The following is a 17,454-nucleotide window of genomic DNA, read 5'->3' as shown; positions in this document are numbered from 1 at the left end:
CTTGCTCCCGGCTTAGCGTAACGATTCAACAGGTTTGAAATTATTTTCAACCAGAGGTTTTGCATCAGCCTGAGTGACATGACATTGCAGACAGAAGTAACGACGCGGCGAAACATCAGATAATGTTGTTCCTTCACGTGTTTCAAAGTGGGTCACACTGATCTTGGTTGCGCCCATCGCTCCCGCATTTTTAAAACTATGACAAGACAAGCACTTATTGGCATTTAAATTAACCTGATAACCGCGGATGGTATGCGGAATTAAAGGTGGTTGTTGAATGTACTCGCGATCAATCGGCTGCTGGTCACGCGGCACACGCTTCATGGGTTCAGATTTATTAATATCCGCAAGTTGTTGATGCCCGCGTAGTGACTCCACCCCGCCATTGTCAACGATATAGTCAGAGTCCTCATCTAAACTCCATACTGAGGATGCGGTTACTGCTAAAATCCCTGCCGTTATTACAGCTGTAAGCAATTTTTTCATATTTATCTCTCCACCTTTTGATCGGTAACTTGTTTACCGTTAAATACGGTAGTAATTTTAAAAACATTGACTGCACAAACATCGACGCAGCGGCCGCAATTCGTACAGGTTATATCCTTTACCAGCGTGCCAATATTGTGTTTCTGTCCATGCACTGGGCCTTGTAAAATGGCCGGCTCAGGACAAACTGAAAAACAATCCAGGCAATTTGTGCATTTTTCCCGATCCTTTGCATCAACTTTAATTAAGCTGAAACGGTTGATCAGAGAATAAAAAGCGCCCATCGGACAAAGGTGACTACACCAGCCATTTTCAACGGCCAGTAAGTCGAATAAAAACAGCATAAAAAAAACTATCCAAGCCATTCCCATACCGAAAAACAGTCCGCGGTGGAATGCTGAAACCGGGTTTATCAACTCCCAAGACAGCACGCCGGTAAACACCGGCAGGATCATCACCATTGCCAGAATCCAATAACGCCAGCGATTGCTTAATACCTTCTCTTTGCGCAGATCCAACTTTCTTCGCAACCATGCCGCTGCATCGGTTATTAAATTAACCGGGCAGACCCAGGAGCAGAATACGCGCCCCCCAACAACAAGATAAAAAACAACCACAATAGCTGCGCCTAAAAAAGCCTGAAACAGTGGTAAATGCCCTGCCGTGATACTCTGCAGGAGAATAAACGGGTCAGTAAAAGGGACAGCAGAAAATAATAAGCTGGCACTTAAATTACCCTCTATAATCCAAATCCCTGCGAGTGGACCGAGCAAAAAAAGCGTTAAAATCAATAGTTGTACCGAGCGGCGCAGTAGCAAAAAACGGTTGGCCAAAAACCACCCTTTTTTGTTAATTGCTTCTTGCCCTAAGGAATGCCTCTCTTTCATCACATTCCCTCCGGCTTACGATCCGGCAGGTCTAATACCTCATCAATTAAAGCGCTTCCCGCTTTTTCTTTCTCTTTCCATCCCCAGCGATAATGCTGACCAAGCTCACCTTTAGCTAGCTTTCTGGGCAACACTTTGATGGCTGCTTTTTCCAATACACAAGCCTCTTCACACTTCCCGCAGCCGGTACAATACTCAGAATGCACCGTGGGTATAAACACAGCATGGTGCCCGGTTCTTACATTTCGATGCACCTCTAAGGTAATGGCATCGTCAATAAGCGGACAAACCCGATAGCAGACATCACAGCGAAGGCCCTGGACATTAAGGCAGTTCTCCTGATCTATTAAAACCGCCAACCCCATCCTTGCATCATCGATACTGTCCAGATTGGGATCAAGCGCACCTGTCGGACAGGCAAGCTTGCAGGGAATATCTTCACACATCTCACAGGGTCCGGTGCGCGCAATAAAATAGGGTGTACCGGTTGCTATCGGTTGAAAAAAACGACCTAATTTCAAAATATCATAAGGGCATGCCTCAACGCATAGACCACAGCGGACACAGGCAGACTGAAAATCCAGCTCTGCTAATGCCCCCGGCGGACGCAGCATCTGCGGGTTATGTGCCCGGCTTTGAGTTGAATAACTCGCCAGACCTATTCCCATAAATCCCACACCACAGAGACTTTTACCTGAATTAACAAGAAACTGACGTCGTGTAATGTAGCGTTGCGGCCGTTTACTCATACTCTTTAATTAGACTTTTTTAGTGATTTTTACAGCACACTTTTTATAATCCGTTTGTTTAGAGAGCGGATCAGTTGCATCAAGCGTGATTTTATTGGTTAACTGTTTCGCATCAAACCACGGCATAAATACCAGCCCTTTCGGCGGACGGTTACGGCCACGAGTTTCAACACGTGAAGTTAATTCACCGCGACGGGACGCTAAGACAATCTCATCACCTCGGCGTAAACCACGGGATTTAGCATCGTCAGGATGCATAAATATGACAGCATCAGGGAAGGCACGGTATAATTCAGGCACCCGGCGGGTCATTGTTCCTGAATGCCAGTGCTCAAGGACACGACCGGTGCTTAACCATAAGTCGTACTCTTCATCCGGTGATTCTGCAGGCGGCTCATAAGGCAGTGCGAAAATAATGGCGCGCTTATCCGGGTGACCGTAAAACTGCACTTCACTGCCTTTTTCCACGTAGGGATCATAACCTTCACGGAAACGCCATAAGGTTTCTTTACCATCAACAACAGGCCAACGTAGGCCGCGCGCCTGATGATATTGATCAAAAGGAGCTAAATCATGGCCATGGCCACGTCCAAACATGGCATATTCTTCAAATAAACCTTTTTGGATATAGAAGCCAAAATCACGTGCTTCATCATTAAGTTGATCGTCTTTTACCTGCTCCAGCGGGAATGCATCAACCTGTCCGTTTTTGTATAATACGTCATGTAAGGTTTTACCTTTCACTTCCGGCATGCTGGCAATCAGTTCGGCAGGCCAGACTTCTTCAACTTTAAAACGTTTAGAAAATTCAACTAACTGCCAAAGATCAGATTTTGCGCCTTCAGGCGCTTTCACCTGTTGATGCCAGAATTGGGTGCGGCGTTCCGCATTACCGTATGCACCCTCTTTTTCTACCCACATTGCAGTGGGTAAAATCAAATCACCAGCTTGCGCGGTAACCGTCGGGTACGGGTCAGAGACAACCACAAAGTTTTCAGGGTTACGATAACCCGGTAAGACCTCTTCATTGATATTTGCAGCGGCCTGAACATTGTTATTACACATCACCCAATAAGCATTTAACTTGCCGTCTTTTAGCATGCGGTTCTGTAATGCAGCGTGATAACCGGGCTTTGGTTCAATCGTACCTTCAGGCAGTTTCCAAATTTTCTCTGCCGTGGCGCGATGTTTAGGATTAGTAACCACTAGATCGGCAGGGAGACGATGCGAGAAAGTTCCAACCTCACGTGCAGTACCGCAAGCGGATGGCTGGCCGGTTAATGAAAAAGGACCTGAGCCGGGTTTAGAAATTTTTCCGGTCAGCAGATGCACATTGTACATCAGGTTATTTGCCCACACGCCGCGCGTATGCTGATTGAATCCCATGGTCCAGTAGGAAACCACTTTTTTACTGGGATCCGCATAGACTTTTGCCAGTTCGATCAGCTTAGCTTCCGACACACCAGAGATTTTTGCCGCATATTTAACATCAAATTCCGAGACATATTCTGCAAACTCTTCAAATGTCATCTCGGTTGACGCACCCGAATCCGGGTTTTTAGCAGCCTGCTGTAAAGGGTGCTCAGGGCGTAGCCCATAACCGATATCAGTAACACCTTTGCGGAAATTGGTATGCTTTTTAACAAAATCTTTATCAACTGCATCATTTTGAATAATGTAGTTGGCAATAAAATTTAAAATCGCTAAATCTGTTTGCGGCGTAAAGATCATGCCATTATCGGCAAGTTCAAAGGAGCGGTGCGTATAGGTTGATAAAACATGCACACTGACATCGGGGTTACTTAAACGGCGATCCGTCAAACGAGACCAGAGAATCGGGTGCATCTCCGCCATATTTGATCCCCAAAGAACAAATGCATCTGCATTTTCGAGGTCGTCATAGCAGCCCATAGGTTCGTCTATACCAAAAGTACGCATGAAACCACCCACAGCAGAAGCCATACAGTGACGCGCATTAGGATCTAGATTATTGGTACGGAACCCGGCTTTCATCAATTTTGAAGCAGCATAACCTTCCCAAACAGTCCACTGCCCTGAGCCAAACATACCCACTGATGTTGGTCCTTTTTTCTGCAGGGAATCTTTAAATTTTTCGGCCATAATATCAAATGCCGCATCCCAGGAAACCGGTTCAAACTGACCATTTTTATCGTAAACACCATTTGTCATTCTCAATAAAGGTGTCGTTAAACGGTCTTTGCCGTACATTATTTTCGATAAAAAATATCCTTTGATACAATTAAGGCCTTTATTAACAGGTGCATCCGGATCGCCCTGAGTGGCAACCACACGACCGTCCTGCGTACCCACCAGTACGCTACAGCCAGTACCGCAAAAGCGACATGGCGCTTTATCCCATTTAATTTTACTGGCATCTTTGCTGGCAATAAGATTGCTTGCAGAGGCTGGCAGAGTTATGCCGGCAACGGCAGCTGCCGATGCCGCCGCCTGCGCTTTCATAAATTCACGTCTCGTAAATTTCATTATACTCCCTCACTCTTTGGTGAAAACAATACATTCAATAAGATATTACTTATCAATCAGCATTGTTATTAAAGTTATTAAACTTCTAATTTTTCAAATTCATGATAGACAAGACCGGTATTGATCACGCCATCCAATCCATTAATTTTATCAATCACTTCCATAATGACACGCTGATTGGGTGCTTCTAATACCACAATCGCTTTACCGACCGGAGAAATGGTGACCAACTCCGCCCCCTCTAACGAATTGATACTGCTTTCTATCTCTCGCAATTTTTTAGGATTGAGATGAACAATCAAACTGGATACATGTAATTCTTCAGTTTTCATTCTGCTGCCTTTATATGGATAGCTGACGTCGGGCATGGTGCAACACAAGCCCCGCATCCCGTACATGAGTCTAAGTCAATTTGCGGTATTGCGCTTAAACCAATTTGAAATGTGAGTGCGCCATTCTCACAACTTTCAGAACAACTGCGGCAATACACATTCTGGTAAGCCAGACACATAACTCCTATCTGAGCCTTTTTTATCCAAGGCTGCTGCGTTGTCGGGACAAAAATAGGTTCGTTACAAACGTCTGCACAGTGACCGCAAAAAGTGCATTCGCCTTTATCAAAATCAATATTCGGAAAACCACCGTCGCCTTTAACAATAATTTTTTCCGGGCAACTGTTTAAACAATCTCCGCATTGCGTACAATTATTAACAAATAAATCAATATCTTGGATCCAGGGTAACAAGTTGGTAACAGTCACCTTATGCTTTTTTTTAAATAATCTTCTTTTATTATTATCAAACTTCACACAAAGACCTTACTTTACAAGTGGTTAATACCCGAGTGATTTACTCGGCTTATAATAACAACTTTGTAATTTAGTGCTTCGCAGATGGGCGCCTAGTTGATCTAAATCAACAACAATATGTTAACAAAGAGACGGACTGCACAAATTTAGCCGATAGCCGCTTTGTTAACGGTTTTAGTATTTTTCAGAAGTCATAAAACTCAGAGATGAGAAGGCTTTTGAAGAATGGTGATTATTGGGGACAGGCAGCGAGTGGCGAGCAACGAGCTTCTAATACCAATTCCGTTAATTAGATGATCTATTTAGGCGTAGGAAAAATGGATGAAAGCAAGGCATTGATTGCAGTAACTAGTTGTTCTAATTACACAAAATCATGTGGAACGATTTTGAACAGCTTTAGCTGGCCACAAAGTGGTGAAGAACAGAACGTTCTGAATCAAATCAATAACAAAGACTAAAACGTAGTTTTATGTCTAGCCAGCATTCATTTTAACAAGCATGAATGAATAGACAATTATCGGATTTGGTATTATTTGCAGGATAAATCCTGCGCCCCGAAAAGAATAAAGAACACCAGCAATGGTTACAGACTTGTGTATAAGAGTCAGGCCGTCAGCGGTCAACTGAAGGCTGACCGCTGTCAGGCGGTTAACCGCCAATCGAAGCAAGATGGGGTGTGCCGCCTGATTTTCCCAGATCCAGATAATGGCTCACCTTTTTGCTTTTCAGTGCTTCCAATATGCGGGTTTTGAGCTGCTCTTTGTCTGCCGGAGAGGCCAAAAGATCCCGCAAATCAACGCCTTCTTCACCAAACAAACAAAGATGCAGGCGGCCGGTGGAAGAGACCCGCAGGCGGTTACAGGTTTTACAAAAGTCTTTACTGTAGGGCATGATCAAACCAACTTCTCCGAGATAATCAGGATGGCAGAAAATTTGAGCCGGCCCGTCATGGCTTAAGGGCACTTTTTGTGTCCAGCCCTTGTCCAGCAGATTTTGTTTTATCCATTCACCGGAAATGTGGTGTTTGTCAAAAAATTCAGTATTATCTTCTGTCTGCATCAATTCAATAAAGCGTAATTGAATAGGTTGATCTTTTATCCAGTCAATATACAAATCAATGTCAATATCATTCAAGCCTTTCATTAATACGCTGTTTATTTTAATTTGTTTAAAACCAGCCTTAACAGCATCATTGACCCCCTGCATTACCTTCTGAAAGATATTCTTGCCGGTAATAAGGTGAAAAGTTTTAGCATCCAGACTATCAACACTGACATTAACCGCATCAAGGCCGGCATCAAACCATGCCTGCGCATTGGCGCTTAAGCTGAAACCATTAGTGGTAGTGGCGACCTTGCGGATGCCCTTTGTATTCGAGACAGCAGAGATTATTTGTGCGAAGTCCTTACGGAGACTCGGCTCTCCGCCGGTTATGCGTACCTTTTTGGTGCCAAGCTCAGCAAAAGCTGCTACTAAATTGCTTATTTCCTGGCCGCTCAAAAACTGTTTATTATGAGTTCGTTGATAGCCATCGGGCAGGCAATAATTACATTTAAAATTACATACATCGGTTATAGACAGACGCAGGTATTCAAACTTCCGGTCGAAGTTATCAATAAGTTGTTGCATGTTCAGTTCCTTTCCAAATACGGGAGGCAAAAACATTTCTGTATTTACCCTTCTGCACTGACAACAATGTCAGACAAGCGGCTTAACACACGTATCAACTTAAAAAAGAAAACTTAGTGTTGGTAAGCTCGGAGCTAGTTAAAAATTTATAATACCGACAATTTACTTGAAGAAGCAGGAATCAGCAAGTTGATGGCTTTATAAAATCCCCTTTTAATCACAGTCAGTTGTGCAATTAGGTTATAAAAATATGACAGAAATTCTGTTTACCGCAAAGATTTTTGCTAAAATATATCTTTTACTTAAGTCACGGAATATATGCTTTCAGACCCTCTAAAAACACAGATCCGTGCAGGTTATGATCTTCTTACCCAAGCCCTGCCTAATTTTACCAAGCGTAAAGCACAAAATTATCTGATTGCCGAAATCGCAAAAGTACTTGCCGGTGAATATGATAAATCACGGCGTATACTTGTCGCAGAGGCAGGCACCGGGATTGGTAAATCATTAGCTTACATTCTGGCTGCCTTGCCTGTTGCCAAGCATGCCAATAAAAAATTGATTATTTCGACAGCAACGGTCACCTTGCAAGAACAATTAATGCATAAGGATCTGCCTTTTTTTTTACGCCACAGTGAATTTAAATTCACCTTTACTTTAGCGAAGGGACGGCAGCGCTACTGTTGTGAGCATAAACTTTTTAGTACCCAGCAAGCCCCCGAGCAGCAGGTTTTATTCACTGAAAAACCTCAGATGGGCGACCACGAGTTATTAACTCGTTTAAATAAAGCTTACCTGTCAGGCAAATGGTTAGGTGATCGTGATAGCTGGCCGACCCCTATCCCAGATCGCGTCTGGCAACACATTGTTTCTGATAAATTCAGCTGCAAACGGGTATTGGCTAATCATCGCCAGTGCCCTTTTCATCGCGCCCGTGATGATATTAATAAGGCTGATATTATCGTTGTCAACCACGCCCTGCTATTGGCTGATCTGGAGCTCGGTGGCGGTATCATTTTACCCGAACCGGACAACTGTTTTTATGTACTGGACGAAGCACACCACCTGCCGAAAATTTCCCGGGATTTTTCCAGTGCCCGCGCCAGTATCAAAGGCAGCCAGGAGTGGCTTAAAAAAATCCCCCAGTTAAGCCAGCACATCAAAAAGATCATTAATCGCCAAACCATCATCACGCCTGATATGAATATGCTTGAAGGCGCACAGGATTTAATAAAAAACCTGAAAATTATCGAGTTGTTTTTTAATGATAACCCGCACTACTTTAATGAGTCAGAGCAATACCGCTTTGAATTAGGCGAGCTGCCTGAAGTCTTAACCATTCCCGTTTGTAATTTAAAAGAGGAAAGTAAAAAATGTTTATCTGCTTTAAATAAACTTTCCAATATCATCAGTGAGGAGATCAAAGACGGTAATATTAAAATAAAAGATGCCGAACCACTGATGATAGAGCTTGGCTTTTTTCTTCAGCGTATTGAAAATATGCATGCACTATGGGTTATGCTCAGCAAAGAAAGGTCCAGCAAGCAGGCACCGATTGCAGCCTGGGCAGAAAAAGAAAAAGCAGATATCTATCTGAATGCCTCGCCAATAGAAGTCGGCGGGATTTTAGAATATATGTTCTGGTCACAAGCGGCCGGCGTTATTTTATGCTCAGCGACACTGACATCGCTTAATAATTTCGAATACTATAAACGCCAAAGTGGTTTAAAAACAGATGATGGCACGCAATATCTGCGCTTAAAATCTCCTTTCAATTATCCTGCCGTACCGTTGATTATTGCCGATATGGAAAAAGATCCGACGCAACAGGGATTTGACAATGAACTGGTCGATAAAATTGAGCATTATTTATGCGAAAAAGAGGGGAATCTGGTTTTATTTGCATCTTATTGGCAAATGAATTTAGTTGCAGATAAACTAAATAAAAAATATCAACAAGCATTATTGGTTCAGGGCGTATTGTCGCGCAGCAAACTTATTGAAACCCATAAGCAGCGTTGTGATCAGGGCAAAACCAGCATTATTTTCGGTACGGGCGGCTTATCTGAAGGACTGGATCTGCCCGGGCACTATTTAACCAACTTAATTATCACCAAATTACCTTTTGCTGTACCGAACTCTCCCGTTGAAGAAGCGCATTCAGAATGGATAAAAGCTCAGGGGGGAAATCCTTTTTTACAGCTTGCAATTCCGGAAACCAGTAAAAAATTGATTCAGTCATGTGGAAGATTAATCAGAAAAGAAAATGATAAGGGAAAAATTGTCATATTAGATAAAAGAGTAAAAACAAAACGTTACGGGAAAGGATTACTCGATGCATTGCCCCCGTTTGCTATTCAATTTGAGAACAAACATTAATGACTGAAATTATCTTCGAACCCGGCGGCTGGGTTTTACTGATCTTTGTCGGATTCCTTCCCGGTTTTATCGGTGGAGCTGGTCTGCTTGGGCAGCCCGCCTTGTTAAGTATCGATTTAACTGTTACTACCAGATTATCTCCTATTTTCATTTTAATGGTGGTGATAACGGCAGTAAAATTAGGGTGTAACGCATGGCTAAATTAAGCTCAATAAATGTACCAATCTCAAAGTTACGTCAGCAATTAGACGAGTTAAAAACAAGATGCAGACAACTTGATCAAAAAATTCAACAGACAGAAAATAGATGCTTTGTGTTTGAAGTGCATATTTTCCCAAAACGCTCTCTGACACTTTGCGGTTACATCGAGCAGCTCGAAAACACTCTGCTTTCCCTGCACAATGTACTTGATAAAAAACTCCCCGAAGCACTGATTGCATTTGAATGTGAACTTTTCGTCAGCCAGTTTCAGCTATTATTGCAGCTTGTACAAAACCTGGAAAAAGGACAGGCTGAACTGTTATACAAATCCTATTCATCTGTGAAAGAGGATATCTATCAGCAGTTACAAAAACAGTATCACTATGAAGAGCGTTTATTAAACATGATTGCCGAGCAGGAAGAGTTAATAATAAATTCACCTGCCTGGCAGAAAGTACCTATTAAAGAAAAAATTGAGGCGCTGAAAATTCGCTATCAGAAATGTAATACCTATACTCAAAAATTAGAATTTAAATTAGAAGAGATCAGTGATGAGTAACAGCAATGGATAAGCAAAAAAATAACAATTCGTTGGCCGATGCGCCGCAGGCGGTTCACCTGGCGGTGGATTTAATCCAACTGTTGGAAGAAAATAAAATCGATAATCAGTTGGCTGTAGATGCACTGGAAATCGTCTTACAGGATTTTAAAAACAAACAAATTGCAGCAAAATAAAATTAGCGGGTCACAAAATCCCGCCTCTCCACATAAGGTACTTCTGTCACGGTTATGCCGCTTACCCGGGATGTTTTAGGGCCTTTTTCAAGCCATTTTACCATTTTGGCTATTTTTGCCCGTTCGCCATACATAAGCACTTCGACATCACCGCTGGCTAAGTTTTTAGCATGTCCCATAATATGATACAAACGCGCTTCCGCTGCGGTAAAATAACGAAAGCCAACCCCCTGCACTATTCCCGAAACAATCACTTTACAACCGATATTGTCCATATTTCCCCCTAAATTACGTCAATGCCAACCAGGCACCAACACAGATCATCAGCGATCCGGCGATTCTGTTGAGCAGAATAACGTTACCCTGTTGCTGCAAAAGATGACGCAGCGTACGACCACCCGCTGCATATAACAATAAACAAACAAATTCAAAAAGCAAAATAATAGCAACTAAAATCGTCGCCTGCGGATGTAATGGCAGCTCAGGATTGATAAAAGGAGGTAATAACGAAATCATAAACGCCCACCCTTTCGGATTGGCAATGGCTGTTACAAATCCCTGGGTGATAAGCGATTTGCGGGTGACGTTATTTTGTAAGGAAAAATTTTCAGGAATTGCCATTTTACCGCGGGAGCGCCACATCTGGATCCCCAGGTAAAAGAGGTAAGCTCCCCCCAGGTATTTCAGCACCAGGAACATATTCGGACGGGCTAATAGAAGTGTTGCCACCCCAATCAGCGAGGACACCGTAACCAGTGCAACCCCGACTAATTCTCCGCTCATCATCCACAGGCTTCTGCGTACACCTATGGTCATACCCAAGGTCATCGCCAGTGTCATGCACAAACCGGGTGTGGCAGACACAGCAAAAAAAGTCGGGATGAATAATATTAAAGCAGAATATTCCATTTACACTCACTCATCTGGTTAAAAAGCAGCAGCTACAGGGGGCGCCTGCTGCTGCGATTTTGTCTCGCCTAACTGCTAATGCCTATTGAAACTTATTGCTTTCTCCAGGTAGTACCGCCGGGGCCATCTTCCAGAATAATACTGAGTTCAGCCAGTTTGTCACGAGCCTGGTCAGCTGCCGCCCAATCTTTATTTGCCCGGGCATCATTACGTTGTTTGATAAGCGCTTCAATCATAGCAACTTCATCCTGCGTCTCATCACCTTGTAAAAACTGCTCCGGGGACTGGCTTAATAAGCCCAGGACATTCGCAAGTTTCACCAGTAAAGAAGCAGATAAAGCTGCCTGCTCAAGATCCGTCTGTTTGAGTCTGTTTACCTCTTTAGCAAGATCAAACAACACCGCTAACGCTTCCGGCGTATTAAAATCATCGTCCATTGCTTTAACGAATTTCTGATAATGTACTTCATCCTTATCCGGGACTATTTCATTGGCAATCGGTAAATCACGGATTGCCGTATACAAACGCTCCAGGCTGGCACGCGCCTGCTTCAAATTGTCTTCAGAATAGTTAAGCTGACTGCGATAATGCCCTGAAATCAAAAAGTAACGCACAGACTCACTGTCGTAAACATCCAGCACATCTTTAATGGTGAAGAAGTTATTTAAAGATTTCGACATTTTAACTTTATCTACCTGCACCATTCCCGAGTGCATCCAGGTATTTACATATTTTCCATGATGCGCACAACAGGATTGGGCAATCTCATTTTCATGATGCGGGAAAGTAAGGTCTGAACCGCCACCGTGAATATCAAAAACTTCACCGAGGTGTTTATGGTTCATTGCTGAACATTCAATATGCCAACCCGGGCGGCCGTTGCCCCAGGGAGACTCCCAAAAAGGTTCTCCTGGTTTAGCCATTTTCCATAGCACAAAATCCAACGGATTACGTTTACTGTCTTCAACATCAACACGGGATCCTGCCTGCAGCATTTCTAAATTTTGCCCGCTCAGCTCTCCGTATTGTGAAAAACTGTCAACCGCAAATAAAACGTCTCCGCTTTCAGCAACATAAGCGTGACCTTTATCAATCAGTTTTTTAACCATGCTGATCACTTCAGGCATATGATCTGTGACCCGAGGTTCGATATCCGGGCGTTGCAAAAACAACGCATCAAAATCTTCATGCATCGCTTTGGTGTAACGTGCAGTTAATTGCTCGTAACTTTCGTTGTTCTCAGCCGCACGATTAATAATCTTGTCATCAATGTCGGTAATATTGCGTACAAAATTAAGATCGTAACCGCTGAAGCGTAAATAACGGGCAACGGTATCAAAAGCAACAAATGTTCGACCATGGCCGATATGACAATAATCGTAAATAGTAATACCACACACATACATACCAACTTTGCCAGGTATAAGGGGTTTAAATTCTTCTTTTTGTCGTGTCAGAGTGTTGTATATTTTTAACATGAAGCTTCCAATCAATAACGGTAATTGGAGCATTCTAACCCGCAATTAAGAGAAATTCATCCTTTGTATTTAATGAATTAGACTGTTTAGGGTATGATATGGCCAATCCCTACGGGTATTTACTACTTTTCAAATCTCAGGATCTAATTATGATTACTTTACATACAAATTATGGCGATATTAAACTTGAATTAAACGCTGAAAAAGCCCCGAAAACGGTTGCCAATTTCCTTAAATATGCTGAATCCGGTCACTATGACAACACTATTTTCCACCGCGTTATTGATGGTTTTATGGTTCAAGGTGGTGGTTTTGCAGCGGGCATGGAAGAAAAACCAACTACTAAACCGGTAAAAAATGAAGCCAACAACGGTCTGTCAAATGTAAAATATTCAGTGGCAATGGCGCGCACTATGGAGCCGCATTCTGCATCTGCACAATTTTTTATCAACGTTAACAACAATACGTTTCTTGATTTTAAAGCAGAAACGAACGAAGGCTGGGGATACTGCGTGTTTGCTCAGGTAGTTGAAGGCATGGATGTGGTTGATAAAATCAAAAATGTCGATACCGGTAACTATGGCTATGTGCACCAGGATGTACCGCTGGAAGAAGTGATCATCAACAATGTAACTATTGCTTAACAATTAATTGGTCTCTAATATGCGCACCCTCTTCATTGCCGATCTCCACCTTAGTGAAAACCACCCGCAAGTTTGCACTGCCTTTTTCAATTTTTTACAACATGAAACAGAAAACGTACAGGCTTTATATATCTTAGGTGATCTGTTTGAGGTGTGGATCGGTGATGATGAGCATACGCCGTTAATGGATGAAGTCGCGCTGAAACTCTCAGCCTACGCGTCCGAAAATAATATCCAAGTGTATTACATCCACGGTAACCGGGATTTTATGCTCGGCAAGAAATTCGCGCGGCAATCATCCATGCAGTTATTACCAGAACACTGCGAAATAGATTTATATGGTAACAACACCTTGATTTTACACGGTGATACCCTGTGTTTAGCGGATAAAAATTATCAAAAAATGCGTAAGGTCATCCATAATCCAATCCTACAATTACTTTTTAATTTATTACCCTTATCCCTGCGTAAAAAAATAGGCTGGAAAATTCGTACTGCCAGTCAGTCAAAAAAGGTCTACAAAAACCGTGAAATAATGGGGGTAACGGAAGATGAGGTAAAACGTTTGATGGAAAAACATAACACGCAAACCTTAATTCACGGACATACCCATCAGGTTGCCTGTCATAATATGTCAATTAAAGGCAAACCGGCACAACGTTACGATGTGGGTGACTGGTACACGAATTTAAGTTATGTAGAAGCACAACAGGATAAAATCGAACTGGTTATACGCCCTATTGACTACTACGACAACGACCAACCGAGATAAACAGCGCTTCTTTCTTTAATGCCCATGAACTTCACTCAGGTACAGAAAAATGTTGGAGAACTACCACCTAGAGCGCAGCTTTTCTGTGTTCTCAGTGGTCGTGCTTTTAGTTTTGTTAAAATACCAGAGTCATTTACATAAGCATGAAAAATAAAAAGCCGACTCACTAGCCGGCTTTAAAAGAAATCAGTTATTTTTAAGAATGTGCATAATCAAGTGTAATTGCAGCAGCTTCAAGTAAAAAGGCATCTATCGGCTCAAAGTCTTCGGGAATATCATCAATAGATGTAACTTGTGGTAACCCGGCACGTTCTAATCTTTCATTAACACGCTGTAGAGCCTGCTTTTCTTTCTCTTCACGTAATTTAACCCGTTCGCGTTCATTAAGAGAAATTGTGGTCATGTCTTTTTCCTGCAGATACTCTTCAATATCATTTTGCAGATAAGTAAACTCAACTTCATTTTTTATGCGCGCCTGGTGTTTTTTAGTCAGTGAATTGATAACTGACTGTAACCTATTTACCGGTGAATAATTAGCCGATTTGATATTGTCCCAGGGTAATGCATTATCTTCTACGCTCTCGCCGGTGTCATCCGGATCGATTCCGCTGGGAAATTGAATATCCGGGATAACCCCTTTGTTTTGCGTACTGCCACCATCAATGCGATAGAATTTGGCGATAGTATACTGAACTGAGCCAACCAAATCCGCATCTTTATCATAAAACCTTGATATACGGCGATGTTGCTGCACAGTACCTTTACCAAAGCTTTGTTCACCGATAATAATAGCCCGCCCATAATCCTGCAGAGCGGCAGCAAATATTTCCGATGCTGATGCGCTGTTGCGATTAATCAGAACAGTTAGCGGTCCTTTGTAACTTACAGCTCTGTTTTCATCTTCATGAACTAAGATTTGATTTCGGCTGTCACGCACCTGGACAACGGGTCCTGAGGGGATAAACAATCCGGTTAATAACGTCGCTTCACTTAATGCCCCGCCACCATTATTGCGTAAGTCAATAATAATACCTTCAACGTTCTCCTGAGCTAGCGCCTTTAGCTCACGATCAACGTCTTCACTTAATTTCATATAAAAGCTCGGGATAGTAATCACCCCGATTTTTTTACCATCAATCACTTCAACAGATGATTTTGCTTCCCTATCTTCAAGGTGAATTTCTTCCCGGGTAATAATAACAGTATGCGCTTTATCAATTGCTTTACCGGACAGAATCTGCAACTGAACTTTAGTCCCTTTTGGCCCTTTAATTAAATCAACAATATCATCCAGACGCCAGCCGATAACATCGACAATTTTTTCACCTTCCTGCCCTACCCCGATTATTTTATCATCTTTAAAAATCAGCTTGGAACGATCCGCTGGCCCACCGGGCACAAGGCTTCTAACAACCGTATAATCATCTTCGAGTTGCAGAACCGCACCAATCCCCTCCAGAGACAAGTTCATTTCCATTTTAAAACGCTCTGCATTACGCGGAGACAAATAGCTTGTATGAGGTTCAATGGTACGTGCATAGGCATTCATAAAGCTCTGGAAGACATCTTCGCTTTCGGTCTGGGTTAAATGCTTAAGTGCGTAACCATAACGCTTACCTAATAACTCTTTAATTTCTTTCCAGTTTTTGCCGGTTAATTTAAGTACCAGAGCATCGGATTTTACCTTTTGCTGCCAGATCTTATCCAGCTCATCGCTATCTTTTGCCCAAGCCGCTTCACTACGGTCAAATTGAAACTGTTCATCTGTATCAAATTTAATTTCCTTATCTAATAAAGATAAGGCATAAGTGAAACGCTCATAGCGACGGTTTAGATTAAGCTGATAAATTTCATATGCGGGGTCGAGATTTCCTGCTTGTAAACTATCATCAAGATAAAATTGATATTTTTTTAAACTGTCAATATCACTTTGAGTGAATATCTGTTTATTAAAATCCAACTGCTCGATATAACGCTCAAACACCTGCTGTGAAAGAGCATTATCTAAGGGAACAAATTTATAATGGGAACGGCTGAATAAATCACTTACCCTTTTCGCCACTTTAGCATGTTGAGCTTGTTGCTCTAATTGTGGAATATCTTGTCTGTCAACACTGCTCGGCAGCGCCAAAACAATACCGATATATAAAGTACTAACTACAACCAAAAAGTGGCGAAAATATTTATTCATTAATATTCCTTTAAACGATTAAATGTTTAGCTTTAACTTTCACTGTCATACCAGAAGCGAGTTGTACCTGAACATCATCTTTTAAGATTTCAACGACTACTGCAGAGACAGGAGATTTACCCAATAAAACTTTGACCGATTGTTGCAGCGTAAGTTCAGAATGAGTTGCCTCTTTAAAATTACTTAAATCAACAGCAGGTTCGTTTTTAGGCTCTTTTTTAGGTGCTTTTTTGTCAGCACGCTTAGGCACATTTACCTGCTTAGGAGCTCTTTTGGGAGCAGATTCTTTTTGTGCTTTTTTCTGCTTGGCAAAAACTTTCTCTTTGCTTTCTTTAAGGGTTTTCAACGCATGTTCGGCATGTTCAGCAGAAACAGCGTCGCCTTCATTACCATCTAAATCAACACGTTTTTCAGATTCTTTAACACAATGCAGGTAACGCCAACTTAATGTGTATTGACGTAACGCACCACGTATTTGGGTTTTACTAACGCGTTCTTCATTTTCTAAGCGCGCAGCAAGATCTTGAAATATACCTATTTTTAGCGGTTTCGCCGGAGCGCTAGCTGCAGTAAAACATAAAGGAAACTGTTCAGTTAGAAAGTTAATTATTTGTTTGTTGTTAGTAAATTTTTCTGTGTTTTCCATGTAGAACCTAATTAATGATGCCAGTAACCTAATGATTAAAACGTAGTTTTAAATCATTGAGAGTATAAAATTATCCATAGTATAGGGATGCGATTGTGAAATGTGAAACTTAATTTATATTTGTTAGCTATTTTCATGCACTAAAAAGCTAAAATAAGATTTGTTTCGTATCCTATACCCATGATACTTGAAGATGCTTTATCAGGACACAGCTCGAAGACCAGAATAAGACGCAGCATGAAGACCTTTCGTTAATCCACTATCGGTAGGTGTAAATGCAAGCATTTTACACCTTATACCCATGTTACTTCAAAATGCTTTGTCAGGCACGAGCTCGGAGACCAGAGCAAGACGCAACATGAGGTAATGGTTATTCCCTTTTCGATTGGTGCAACGCAGCACTGGTTTTCGAGCTGACACAACGCAGAATGAGCG

19 protein-coding genes and 1 riboswitch are annotated in these 17,454 nt (G+C 42.1%); of the genes, 7 read left to right on the top strand and 12 right to left on the bottom strand.

The window, feature by feature from the left end; genetic code table 11:
* Window positions 1–12: 12 nt before the first annotated feature.
* The 6 genes from ABZA00_RS03260 to napF form a co-directional block, all read right to left on the bottom strand.
* Window positions 13–486, bottom strand: coding sequence for a nitrate reductase cytochrome c-type subunit (locus ABZA00_RS03260; protein ID WP_372880713.1), 474 nt, complete (start codon window positions 484–486; stop codon window positions 13–15).
* A 2-nt stretch (window positions 487–488) separates the two neighbouring features.
* Entirely contained in the window at window positions 489–1,373 is an 885-nt protein-coding gene (gene napH / locus ABZA00_RS03255; RefSeq protein WP_372880712.1) for a quinol dehydrogenase ferredoxin subunit NapH, read from the bottom strand.
* The gene (gene napG / locus ABZA00_RS03250; RefSeq protein WP_372880711.1) at window positions 1,373–2,122 is read right to left on the bottom strand and encodes a ferredoxin-type protein NapG; all 750 of its coding nucleotides are present in this window, start codon (window positions 2,120–2,122) and stop codon (window positions 1,373–1,375) included. The genes napH and napG overlap by 1 nt, the downstream gene beginning before the upstream one ends.
* 9 nt (window positions 2,123–2,131) lie before the next feature.
* Window positions 2,132–4,627: a nitrate reductase catalytic subunit NapA gene (gene napA, locus ABZA00_RS03245; RefSeq protein WP_372880710.1), complete on the bottom strand. Its 2,496-nt coding sequence runs from the start codon at window positions 4,625–4,627 to the stop codon at window positions 2,132–2,134.
* Window positions 4,628–4,704: 77 nt separating this feature from the next.
* A complete protein-coding gene (locus tag ABZA00_RS03240) occupies window positions 4,705–4,959 on the bottom strand; it encodes a chaperone NapD (RefSeq protein WP_372880709.1) in 255 nt (84 codons plus the stop codon).
* Window positions 4,956–5,435 (bottom strand): ferredoxin-type protein NapF, encoded by a 480-nt coding sequence (gene napF / locus ABZA00_RS03235; RefSeq protein ID WP_372880708.1) that lies wholly within the window; start codon window positions 5,433–5,435, stop codon window positions 4,956–4,958. The genes ABZA00_RS03240 and napF overlap by 4 nt, the downstream gene beginning before the upstream one ends.
* A 293-nt stretch (window positions 5,436–5,728) precedes the next feature.
* Here napF and ABZA00_RS03230 point away from each other — a divergent pair, with 293 nt between their 5' ends.
* On the top strand, window positions 5,729–5,893 hold the full coding sequence (locus ABZA00_RS03230; RefSeq protein WP_372880707.1) for a hypothetical protein: 165 nt from the start codon (window positions 5,729–5,731) through the stop codon (window positions 5,891–5,893).
* A gap of 190 nt (window positions 5,894–6,083) precedes the next feature.
* Here the strand turns inward: ABZA00_RS03230 and moaA are convergent, their stop codons facing one another.
* On the bottom strand, window positions 6,084–7,064 hold the full coding sequence (gene moaA / locus ABZA00_RS03225) for a GTP 3',8-cyclase MoaA (protein ID WP_372880706.1): 981 nt from the start codon (window positions 7,062–7,064) through the stop codon (window positions 6,084–6,086).
* Window positions 7,055–7,210, bottom strand: a riboswitch (molybdenum cofactor riboswitch). Its footprint overlaps the gene before it by 10 nt.
* Before the next feature lie 172 nt (window positions 7,211–7,382).
* On the opposite strand from moaA, the gene dinG reads away from it, so the two are divergent.
* The 4 genes from dinG to ABZA00_RS03205 are packed head-to-tail and all read left to right on the top strand — an operon-like array spanning window position 7,383 to window position 10,379.
* Window positions 7,383–9,443, top strand: coding sequence for an ATP-dependent DNA helicase DinG (dinG, locus tag ABZA00_RS03220; RefSeq protein ID WP_372880705.1), 2,061 nt, complete (start codon window positions 7,383–7,385; stop codon window positions 9,441–9,443).
* A complete protein-coding gene (locus ABZA00_RS03215; RefSeq protein WP_372880704.1) occupies window positions 9,443–9,649 on the top strand; it encodes a hypothetical protein in 207 nt (68 codons plus the stop codon). Before dinG ends, ABZA00_RS03215 begins: the two co-directional genes overlap by 1 nt.
* Window positions 9,637–10,203, top strand: a complete 567-nt coding sequence (locus tag ABZA00_RS03210) for a primosomal replication protein (RefSeq protein ID WP_372880703.1) — start codon at window positions 9,637–9,639, stop codon at window positions 10,201–10,203. Before ABZA00_RS03215 ends, ABZA00_RS03210 begins: the two co-directional genes overlap by 13 nt.
* Before the next feature lie 5 nt (window positions 10,204–10,208).
* Window positions 10,209–10,379, top strand: a complete 171-nt coding sequence (locus ABZA00_RS03205; protein ID WP_372880702.1) for a YbaM family protein — start codon at window positions 10,209–10,211, stop codon at window positions 10,377–10,379.
* A 2-nt stretch (window positions 10,380–10,381) separates the two neighbouring features.
* Here ABZA00_RS03205 and ABZA00_RS03200 read toward each other — a convergent pair whose 3' ends face one another.
* The 3 genes from ABZA00_RS03200 to cysS all read right to left on the bottom strand — a co-directional run bounded on the left by ABZA00_RS03200 (window position 10,382) and on the right by cysS (window position 12,766).
* Window positions 10,382–10,654, bottom strand: a complete 273-nt coding sequence (locus ABZA00_RS03200; RefSeq protein ID WP_372880701.1) for an acylphosphatase — start codon at window positions 10,652–10,654, stop codon at window positions 10,382–10,384.
* A 13-nt stretch (window positions 10,655–10,667) separates the two neighbouring features.
* Entirely contained in the window at window positions 10,668–11,288 is a 621-nt protein-coding gene (locus ABZA00_RS03195) for a LysE family translocator (RefSeq protein ID WP_372880700.1), read from the bottom strand.
* A gap of 92 nt (window positions 11,289–11,380) precedes the next feature.
* Window positions 11,381–12,766, bottom strand: coding sequence for a cysteine--tRNA ligase (gene cysS / locus ABZA00_RS03190; protein ID WP_372880699.1), 1,386 nt, complete (start codon window positions 12,764–12,766; stop codon window positions 11,381–11,383).
* Between the two features lie 149 nt (window positions 12,767–12,915).
* Here cysS and ABZA00_RS03185 point away from each other — a divergent pair, with 149 nt between their 5' ends.
* The gene (locus tag ABZA00_RS03185) at window positions 12,916–13,410 is read left to right on the top strand and encodes a peptidylprolyl isomerase (RefSeq protein WP_372880698.1); all 495 of its coding nucleotides are present in this window, start codon (window positions 12,916–12,918) and stop codon (window positions 13,408–13,410) included.
* Between the two features lie 19 nt (window positions 13,411–13,429).
* Window positions 13,430–14,182: a UDP-2,3-diacylglucosamine diphosphatase gene (locus tag ABZA00_RS03180; protein WP_372880697.1), complete on the top strand. Its 753-nt coding sequence runs from the start codon at window positions 13,430–13,432 to the stop codon at window positions 14,180–14,182.
* 196 nt (window positions 14,183–14,378) lie between these two features.
* Here the strand turns inward: ABZA00_RS03180 and prc are convergent, their stop codons facing one another.
* Window positions 14,379–16,373 (bottom strand): carboxy terminal-processing peptidase, encoded by a 1,995-nt coding sequence (gene prc / locus ABZA00_RS03175; RefSeq protein ID WP_372880696.1) that lies wholly within the window; start codon window positions 16,371–16,373, stop codon window positions 14,379–14,381.
* A gap of 10 nt (window positions 16,374–16,383) precedes the next feature.
* Complete coding sequence (gene proQ / locus ABZA00_RS03170) at window positions 16,384–17,019, bottom strand: RNA chaperone ProQ (RefSeq protein ID WP_372880695.1); 636 nt, start codon at window positions 17,017–17,019, stop codon at window positions 16,384–16,386.
* Between the last annotated feature and the right edge of the window lie 435 nt (window positions 17,020–17,454).

Source organism: Psychromonas sp., from assembly GCF_041586535.1.
Classification (GTDB): Bacteria; Pseudomonadota; Gammaproteobacteria; order Enterobacterales; family Psychromonadaceae; genus Psychromonas.
The sequence above is the reverse complement of the archived record's forward strand: the minus strand, read 5'-3'. Positions and strand labels throughout refer to the sequence as shown.

Bases quoted from the DNA above. Each gene is read 5' to 3' on its own strand.
- ABZA00_RS03260 (WP_372880713.1), bottom strand. From the start codon at position 486: ATGAAAAAATTGCTTACAGCTGTAATAACGGCAGGGATTTTAGCAGTA.
- napH (WP_372880712.1), bottom strand. From the start codon at position 1,373: ATGAAAGAGAGGCATTCCTTAGGGCAAGAAGCAATTAACAAAAAAGGG.
- napG (WP_372880711.1), bottom strand. From the start codon at position 2,122: ATGAGTAAACGGCCGCAACGCTACATTACACGACGTCAGTTTCTTGTT.
- napA (WP_372880710.1), bottom strand. From the start codon at position 4,627: ATGAAATTTACGAGACGTGAATTTATGAAAGCGCAGGCGGCGGCATCG.
- ABZA00_RS03240 (WP_372880709.1), bottom strand. From the start codon at position 4,959: ATGAAAACTGAAGAATTACATGTATCCAGTTTGATTGTTCATCTCAAT.
- ABZA00_RS03230 (WP_372880707.1), top strand. From the start codon at position 5,729: ATGATCTATTTAGGCGTAGGAAAAATGGATGAAAGCAAGGCATTGATT.
- moaA (WP_372880706.1), bottom strand. From the start codon at position 7,064: ATGCAACAACTTATTGATAACTTCGACCGGAAGTTTGAATACCTGCGT.
- dinG (WP_372880705.1), top strand. From the start codon at position 7,383: ATGCTTTCAGACCCTCTAAAAACACAGATCCGTGCAGGTTATGATCTT.
- ABZA00_RS03215 (WP_372880704.1), top strand. From the start codon at position 9,443: ATGACTGAAATTATCTTCGAACCCGGCGGCTGGGTTTTACTGATCTTT.
- ABZA00_RS03210 (WP_372880703.1), top strand. From the start codon at position 9,637: ATGGCTAAATTAAGCTCAATAAATGTACCAATCTCAAAGTTACGTCAG.
- ABZA00_RS03205 (WP_372880702.1), top strand. From the start codon at position 10,209: ATGGATAAGCAAAAAAATAACAATTCGTTGGCCGATGCGCCGCAGGCG.
- ABZA00_RS03200 (WP_372880701.1), bottom strand. From the start codon at position 10,654: ATGGACAATATCGGTTGTAAAGTGATTGTTTCGGGAATAGTGCAGGGG.
- ABZA00_RS03195 (WP_372880700.1), bottom strand. From the start codon at position 11,288: ATGGAATATTCTGCTTTAATATTATTCATCCCGACTTTTTTTGCTGTG.
- cysS (WP_372880699.1), bottom strand. From the start codon at position 12,766: ATGTTAAAAATATACAACACTCTGACACGACAAAAAGAAGAATTTAAA.
- ABZA00_RS03185 (WP_372880698.1), top strand. From the start codon at position 12,916: ATGATTACTTTACATACAAATTATGGCGATATTAAACTTGAATTAAAC.
- ABZA00_RS03180 (WP_372880697.1), top strand. From the start codon at position 13,430: ATGCGCACCCTCTTCATTGCCGATCTCCACCTTAGTGAAAACCACCCG.
- prc (WP_372880696.1), bottom strand. From the start codon at position 16,373: ATGAATAAATATTTTCGCCACTTTTTGGTTGTAGTTAGTACTTTATAT.
- proQ (WP_372880695.1), bottom strand. From the start codon at position 17,019: ATGGAAAACACAGAAAAATTTACTAACAACAAACAAATAATTAACTTT.